The sequence below is a fragment of the Prosthecodimorpha hirschii genome, from assembly GCF_001305515.1.
Lineage (GTDB): Bacteria > Pseudomonadota > Alphaproteobacteria > Rhizobiales > Ancalomicrobiaceae > Prosthecodimorpha > Prosthecodimorpha hirschii.
Genome location: NZ_LJYW01000001.1, coordinates 3042518 through 3050566 on the forward strand (window position 1 = coordinate 3042518; position 8049 = coordinate 3050566).

4 protein-coding genes are annotated in these 8049 nt (G+C 70.7%); 3 read left to right on the top strand and 1 reads right to left on the bottom strand.

Translation table 11 applies throughout. From position 1 onward, the window contains the following. The first annotated feature begins 228 nt into the window (after positions 1-228). On the top strand, positions 229-780 hold the full coding sequence (ppa, locus tag ABB55_RS13270) for an inorganic diphosphatase (protein WP_054359232.1): 552 nt from the start codon (positions 229-231) through the stop codon (positions 778-780). A 137-nt stretch (positions 781-917) separates the two neighbouring features. On the opposite strand, the gene ABB55_RS13275 is transcribed toward ppa, so the two are convergent. Next, positions 918-1463: a peroxidase-related enzyme gene (locus ABB55_RS13275; RefSeq protein WP_054362038.1), complete on the bottom strand. Its 546-nt coding sequence runs from the start codon at positions 1461-1463 to the stop codon at positions 918-920. A gap of 230 nt (positions 1464-1693) precedes the next feature. Here ABB55_RS13275 and ABB55_RS13280 point away from each other — a divergent pair, with 230 nt between their 5' ends. After that, entirely contained in the window at positions 1694-6505 is a 4812-nt protein-coding gene (locus ABB55_RS13280) for an NAD-glutamate dehydrogenase (protein ID WP_054359233.1), read from the top strand. A 1201-nt stretch (positions 6506-7706) separates the two neighbouring features. Continuing rightward, on the top strand, positions 7707-8049 hold a 343-nt coding region (locus ABB55_RS13285; RefSeq protein WP_152982257.1), incomplete at its 3' end, for an IS110 family transposase.

Genomic DNA, 8049 nt, shown 5'->3' on the forward strand with positions numbered 1-8049 from the left:
CGCCTGCCCGGCAGAGCGCAGGAAGGTCGCGGCGGGCCCCATGATACCGGGCGCGCGGAAGGCCGTCCGGATGTCGCCATGACGTGACGGGTCGCCGGCCCGATCATCATGCCAAGGTCGCCTTTCGTTTCATGCTGCAATGCAGTAGGAACGGCCGACTGCGGCCGCGACGGATGCGGCCGGCGCCAAGCGAACCGGGCGGACGACCGCCCGCGAGGAGACGACGACATGCGTATCGACGCCATCCCGGTCGGCAAGAACCCGCCGCACGACATCAACGTGATCATCGAGGTTCCGATCGGCGGCGAGCCCATCAAGTACGAGATGGACAAGGCCTCCGGCACCCTGTTCGTCGATCGCTTCCTCTACACCTCGATGCGCTATCCCGGGAACTACGGCTTCGTCCCCCACACCCTGTCGGACGACGGCGACCCGATCGACGTGATCGTCTGCAACACGCGCGAGATCGTGCCCGGCGCGGTGATCAACTGCCGCCCGATCGGCGTGCTGCACATGCAGGACGAAGCCGGCGGCGACGAGAAGATCCTGGCGGTGCCCTCGTCCAAGCTGACCAAGCGCTACGACAAGGTGAAGTCCTATGCGGACCTGCCCTCGATCACCATCGAGCAGATCCAGCACTTCTTCGAGCACTACAAGGACCTGGAGCCCGGCAAGTGGGTCAAGGTGGTTTCCTGGGGTGACGAGCAGGAAGCCGGCCGCCTGATCCAGGAGGCGATCGACCGCGCTGCCGCCGCCAAGAAGACCGAAGCGGCGGAATGAAACCGGCGGGCCGGCGGACGGCGTCCGCCCGCCCCCTGCCTTGAAGTCGACCTTCCGACGGATGCGACCGGCATCCGCCGGATGGCGCCCCGGCGGCCGCTCGGGCATGGGGCATGGGGCGCGGGGCGTGCCGGCCGTCAACGCGCCTGCGCGTGATATTCGGCATTCGGGCGCATGTCGGTGCCGATGCCGATGCGGTTCGACATGTTGAAGAAGCCGGTCACCGCGACGATGTCCCAGATGTCGCGATCGGAGAAGCCCGCCGCCGTCAGGGCGGCGCGGTCGGCGTCGACGACCGCATGGGGCGTCTCGGTCAGCTTCCAGGCGAAATCGAGCATGGCCGCATGGCGTGCCGGCAGCCGGGCCGCGCGATAGTTCATCACCATCAATTCGCCGAGGACCGGATCGCCGGACAGCTGCCGCACGGCGGCACCATGCGCGGCCAGGCAATAGTAGCAGCGGTTCGCGCTCGACACGACCACGGCGATCATTTCCCGTTCCAGTTTGCTGAGACCCGAGGGGGCCAGCATCAGGTCGTTATACATCGCCGCGAAGGCCTTCAGCTTGGCCAGATCGTGCGCATAGGCGGCCAGCACGTTCGGAATGAAGCCGAGCTTCTCCATGCATTTCTGGAAATAGGCTGCGGTTTCGGCATCGAGGTCGGCCGCCGGCAGATCGAGCATGACCGGCGCCTCCGGCCGGCCGTCGGCGTCGCGATCCTGGCGCGGCAGCGGCGCCGTCCCGCCCGGCCCCTTCAATGCCGTTTTCGTCGCCTTTTCGGAATTCCGGACCGGATTTTTCGTGGTTTTTGACATCGAACGGTCTCCATCGGACTGCCAGACTAGGCGCGGCGCCCCATTCGTGCACAGCATGGGCGCAGAAGGAACCGACCCGAAGGTCGGGGGAGGACAGCATGCAGGATCGGGTGGCGGTGGCGAAGGACGGGCCGGCGGGGCTCGCGGTGGCGCATCTGGCGCGCGGCGGTCAGGACGATCTCGCCCGGTTCGCCGATCTCCTGTTCGGCCGCGGGCCGGCCGAAGACCTCGCGCCCTACGATCCGGTCGATCTGGCCATCCTGGCGACCGGCAGCTGGGAACGGCTGGGCGAGCGCCGCCTCGGCCGCCCGCGCATCACCCTCGCCAATCCGGACGCCGCGTCCGGAACCGCCTTCGCGTCGGTCACGATCATCGAGATCCTGAACGACAACATGCCGTTCCTGGTCGATTCGGTTATGGGCGAGCTGACCGATTCGAGCCTCGGCATCCGCCTCGTGCTGCATCCGATCGTCACCGTCCGGCGCGACGCGACCGGCCGGCTCGAAGCCTTCAAGGGCGCCGAGGTGCCGTTCGAGGGCGAGAGCCGGGAGAGCCTGATCCACATCCATGTCGACCGGATCGCCTCGGAGACCGAGCGCACCGCGCTTGCCGAACGGCTCGACGGCACCCTTGCCGACGTACGCGCCGCGGTCACCGACTGGCGCGTCATGCTGGCCCGGGTCGATGCCGCCATCGCGGCCTATCGCACGAGCCCGCCGCCGCTCCCCGTCGAGGAGACCGCCGAGGCGCTGCAGTTCCTGCAATGGCTGCGCGACGACAACTTCACCTTCCTGGGCCTGCGCGAATATGCCAACCGGCCGGTCGACGGCACGGCGCGGATCGAGCGGCTGGAGGGGTCCGGCCTCGGCGTCCTGCGCAACGAGACCCTGAAGGTGTTCCGGCGCGGCGAGGCGGCCCTGAACAGTTCGGCCGAACTGCGCGACTTCCTGCGCTCGACCCGCGCGCTCATGGTCACCAAGGCGAACCTGCGCTCGCGCATCCACCGCCGCGTCCATATGGACGCGATCAGCCTCAAGCTCTACGGCGACGACGGCGCCCTGACCGGCGAGCTGCGCCTGGTCGGCCTGTTCACCTCGACCGCCTATACGCGCTCGACCCGGACCATCCCGTATGTCCGGCGCAAGGTCGACCGGACGCTGGCCCAGGCCGGCTTCGACCCGACCGGGCATTCCGGCAAGGCGCTGATCAACGTCATGGAATCCTATCCGCGCGACGAGCTGTTCCAGATCGACGAGCGCTCGCTTTACGATTTCGCGCTGCAGATCATGGCCCTCGACGAGCATCCGCGCGTGCGCGTGCTGGCCCGGCGCGACACGCTCGACCGCTTCGTCTCGGTGCTCGTCTACGTGCCGCGCGAGCGCTATTCGACCGACATCCGCGTGCGCATCGGCGAGTATCTGGAACGCGCCTTTGCCGGCCGGGTCGTCAACTGGCAGCCGGCCTTCCCGGAAGGCTCGCTCGCCCGGGTCCATTTCATCGTCGGCCGCTACGAGGGCGCCACGCCGGAAATCGGCCAGGAGGCTCTCGAACAGGCGGTCGCGGCGATCGTCCGCACCTGGGCCGACGGTCTGGCGGCAGCCCTGCACGGACACGCCGCCGCCGAGGCGGCCGAGCGGCTCGCGCGCCGCTATCGCACCGCCTTCGGCGCCGCCTACCGGGAGGCGACCGATCCGGCCGCGGCCGTGGACGATATCGGCATGCTCGAGCGGCTGACGCCGGAGCGCCGCGTCGCCATCGCGTTCCATCGCCGGCCCGACGACGGCACCGGGCCGATCGGCCTCAAGCTCTACAGCCTTGAGGCGCCGGTGCCGCTCTCCGACCGGGTCCCGGTCCTGGAGAATATGGGCCTGCGCGTCATCGACGAACGCACCTACCGGATCGAGCCGGCCGGCGCGGCCGCCGCCTATCTGCACGACATGACGCTGGCCCGTGCCGCCGGCGGCGGCGACGGCATCGACCCGGCCGACGAAGACCGCATCGAGGCGCTGTTCCTCGCGGTCTGGTACGGGACGGTCGAGAATGACGGCTTCAACGCGCTCGGCCTCGGCGCCGGGCTCGGCTGGCGCGAGATCGCCGTCCTGCGGGCGCTGGCCCGCTACCTGCGCCAGATCGGCATCCCCTACCCGCTCGACTACATGTCCGGCGCGCTGGTGCGCGAACCGGCGATCGCCGCCGATCTGGCACGCCTGATCGAGGTGCGCTTCGGGCTCGAAGCCGGCGGCGACCGGGCGATCGCCGAGGCGACCCTGCAGCGCGAGATCGAGGAGCGGCTGGAGGCCGTCTCCAGCCTCGACGACGACACGATCCTGCGCCGCCTGCTCAATCTGGTCGGCGCGGTGGTGCGCACCAATCTCTACCAGCTCGGTGCCGACGGCCTGCCGCGCGACACCTTCGCGTTCAAGATCGACAGCCGCACCGTCACCGCCATGCCGGAGCCGAAGCCGTTCCGCGAGATCTGGGTCTACGGACCGCGCGTCGAGGGCGTCCATCTGCGCTTCGGCAAGGTGGCCCGCGGCGGCCTGCGCTGGTCGGACCGGCCGCAGGATTTCCGCACCGAGGTGCTCGGCCTCGTGAAGGCGCAGCAGGTCAAGAACGCCGTCATCGTGCCGGTCGGCGCCAAGGGCGGCTTCGTGCCCAAGGGCTTGAAGCCCGGCATGGCGCGCGACGCCTGGCTCGCCGAGGGCACCGCCGCCTACAAGACCTTCGTCGCCACGCTGCTGACGGTCACCGACAATCTCGACCCGGACGGCACCGTCGAGCCGCCCGCCATGGTGGTGCGCCACGAGGGCGACGATCCCTATCTGGTGGTCGCCGCCGACAAGGGCACGGCGACCTTCTCGGACACCGCCAACGGCATCGCCGAGGCGCACGGCTTCTGGCTCGGCGACGCCTTCGCGTCCGGCGGCTCGGCCGGCTACGACCACAAGAAGATGGGCATCACCGCGCGCGGCGCGTTCGAGGCCGTGAAGCGGCATTTCCGCGAGATGGACGTCGACATCATGACGACGCCCTTCACGGTCGCCGGGGTCGGCGACATGTCGGGCGACGTGTTCGGCAACGGCATGCTGCTCGCCCCGACCATCCGGCTGGTCGCCGCCTTCGACCATCGCGACATCTTCATCGATCCCGATCCGGATCCGGCGACGAGCTTCGCCGAGCGCAAGCGGCTGTTCGAACTGCCGCGCTCGAGCTGGCAGGACTACGACCATGCGCTGCTGTCGCCCGGCGGCGGCATCCATCCGCGCAACGCCAAGGCGATCGACCTGTCGCCCGAGGCGCGCGCCCTGCTCGGCATCACGGACCTCCGCCCGACGCCGCAGACGGTCATGCGGGCCATCCTGACCCTGCCGGTCGATCTTCTGTGGTTCGGCGGCATCGGCACCTATATGCGCGCGGCCGACGAAAGCGACGCGGCGGCCGGCGACAAGGCCAACGACGCCATCCGGGTCACGGCCGGCGAGGTCCGTGCCCGGGTGATCGGCGAGGGCGCCAATCTGGGCGTCACGCAGCGCGGGCGCATCGCCTACGCGCTGAAGGGCGGGCGCTGCAATTCCGATGCGATCGACAACTCGGCCGGCGTCAATTCCTCCGACGTCGAGGTGAACATCAAGATCGCGCTCGGCCAGGCCGTGCGCCGCGGCCGGCTCAATCTCGCCAGCCGCAACGCGCTGCTCGCCTCGATGACCGACGAGGTGGCCGGGCTGGTGCTCGCCAACAACTACCGGCAGACGCTCTCCATCAGCATGACCGAGCGCCGCGGCTTCGAGGATTTCGGCTACCAGCGCCGGCTGATGCAGTCGCTGGAGCGGGCCGGCCGGCTCAACCGCGCCGTCGAGTTCCTGCCCGACGACGCCGAACTGGAGCGCCGCGAGAAGGCCGGCCAGCCGCTGACGCGGGCCGAAATCGGCGTGCTGCTCGCCTATGCCAAGCTGGCCTTGAAGGAGGACCTGCTCGACAGCAGCATGCCGGACGATCCGGCGGTGGCGGGCGAGCTCGCCGCCTATTTCCCGAGCCGGATGCGCGAGGCCTATGCCGGCGAGATCGCCGCCCACCGGCTGCACCGCGAGATCGTCGCGACCCGGCTCGCCAATGCGATGATCGACGGCGGCGGCGCCAGCCTGGTCACTCGGATCGCCGACCAGACCGGCGCCGAGCCGGCCGCGATCGCGCGCGTCTTCGTCGCCGCACGCAGCATCTTCGGCCTGGACGCGCTCGACCGCGCCATCGACGCCCTGGACGGGCGGATCGCCGGGGCGGTGCAGCTCGACCTCTACGGCGCCGTCCAGGACAGCCTGATCGGCGCCATGGTTTGGCTCCTGCGCAACACCGCGCCGGGCTCCGATCCGGGCGCGCTGATCGCCCGCTTCCGGCCGGGCATCGACGCATTCGGGATCGACCCGACCGCCCGCATGCCGGCGAGCCTGGCGGATTCGGCGCGCCAGCGCGCGGCCGCCTTCGTCGCCGCCGGCGTGCCGGAGGGTCTGGCCGCACCGATCGCCGCCCTGCCGCTGGTCGCCGCGGTGCCGGACGTGGTGCTGGTCGCCGAACGGACGCGCGCGAGCCTCGACGAGGCGGCTTCGGCCTTCATCGGGGTCGCCGAACGGTTCCGCATCCTGCGGCTGTTCGAGCTGTCGCGCCGCATTCCGGTCGCCGACTACTATGACGCCCTGGCGCTCGATCGCGCGCGCGGCCTGCTCGCGGACGCCCATCGCGGCATCGCCGCGGCGGCGCTGGCGGGTGACGGCGGCCTCGACGGCTGGCTCGCCCGCCACGGCCAGGAGGTTGCACGCACGCTCGGCGCGGTCGCCGAGATCACCGGCGCCGACGCGACCAGCGTCAGCCGCTTCGCCGTCGCCGCCGGCCTGATCGGAGACCTGGCCGCCGGGTGACGGCGGCCAGGATGGCATCGCAGCTCGCGCCGACCGCCCGGCCAGCCCGCAAAACCGCAATCCCGGACAAGGCCCGTCAGGGCCGCCGATCCGGGACCCACTCGCGCCGCAGCGGCATCAAGATCGCCCATGGATGTGACGCGGTGCGGCAAGTTGAGACGCGAGTGGGCCCCGGCGCTTCGCTCCGCTCCGGCCGGGGATCCGTCGAGAGATCGATTCCGGTCGCGGCAAGCGGATCCGTCGCACGCCGTCGCCGCCGGCCTGATCGGAGACCTCGCCGCCGGGTGACGGCGGCCAGGATGGCATCGCAGCACCGGCCGGACGGCTCGAAGACCGCCGAAACCGCAATCCCGGACAAGGCCCGAAGGGCCGCCGATCCGGGACCCACTCGCGCCGCAGCAGCATCAAGATCGCCCATGGATGTGACGCGGTGCGGCACGTTGAGACGCGAGTGGGCCCCGGCGCTTCGCTCCGCTCCGGCCGGGGATCCGTCGAGAGATCGATTCCGGTCGCGGCAACCGGATCCGTCGCACGCCGTCGCCGCCGGCCTGATCGGAGACCTGGCCGCCGGGTGACGGCGGCCCCGACGGCATCGCAGCTCGCGCCGACCGCCCGGCCACCCCCCGAAACCGCAATCCCGGACAAGGCCCGTTAGGGCCGCCGATCCGGGACCACCTCGCGCCGCAGCGGCATCAAGATCGCCCATCGGAGCGGTGCGATGCGGCACGTTGAGACGCGAGTAGGCCCCGGCACTTCGCTCCGCTCCGGCCGGGGATCCGTCGAGAGATCGATTCCGGTCGCGATAGCCGGATCCGTCGCACGCCGTCGCCGCCGGCCTGATCGGAGACCTGGCCGCCGGGTGACGGCGGCCCCGACGGCATCGCAGCCAGCGCCGACCGGCCCGGCCACCCCCCAAAACCGCAATCCCGGACAAGGCCCGAAGGGCCGCCGATCCGGGACCCACTCGCGCCGCAGCGGCATCAAGATCGCCCATCGGAGCGGTGCGGTGCGGCAAGTTGAGACGCGAGTGGGCCCCTGTGTGTGCCGGGTGTGGCATTGTGGGTTGGCGGGCGGGAGATCGTTGGGTCCCTGGTCGTTGTCGACCGTGAGCCGGCTGTGATCCCCGCCCGCCTGCAAATACCCAGCCTGAACAGTTGATCGGGGCCGTTGGCGCGGACCCCGCAGCACAGGGGTAGGCGCCATGAAGATACACCCTGACGTGATCGGAATCGACGTCTCCAAGATGGTCCTCGACGTCTATGAGGGCCGGGGCGGCACGTGGCGGCAGATCGGCAACGACGACAAGGCGATCGAGGCGTTCGTGGACGGCCTGGCCGGCCTCGGCGTCCTGGTCGTCCTGGAGGCCACCGGCCTCTACGACCGCAAACTCCGCCGGGCGCTCTCGGCGGCCGGCGTCCGCTTCACCCGGGTCAATCCGGAGCGGGCGCGCAGCTTCGCCCGCGCGACCGGCCTGCTCGCCAAGACCGACAAGGTCGACGCCCGCATGCTCGCCGCCTTCGGCACCCGGCTGGACTGCCGGCTCG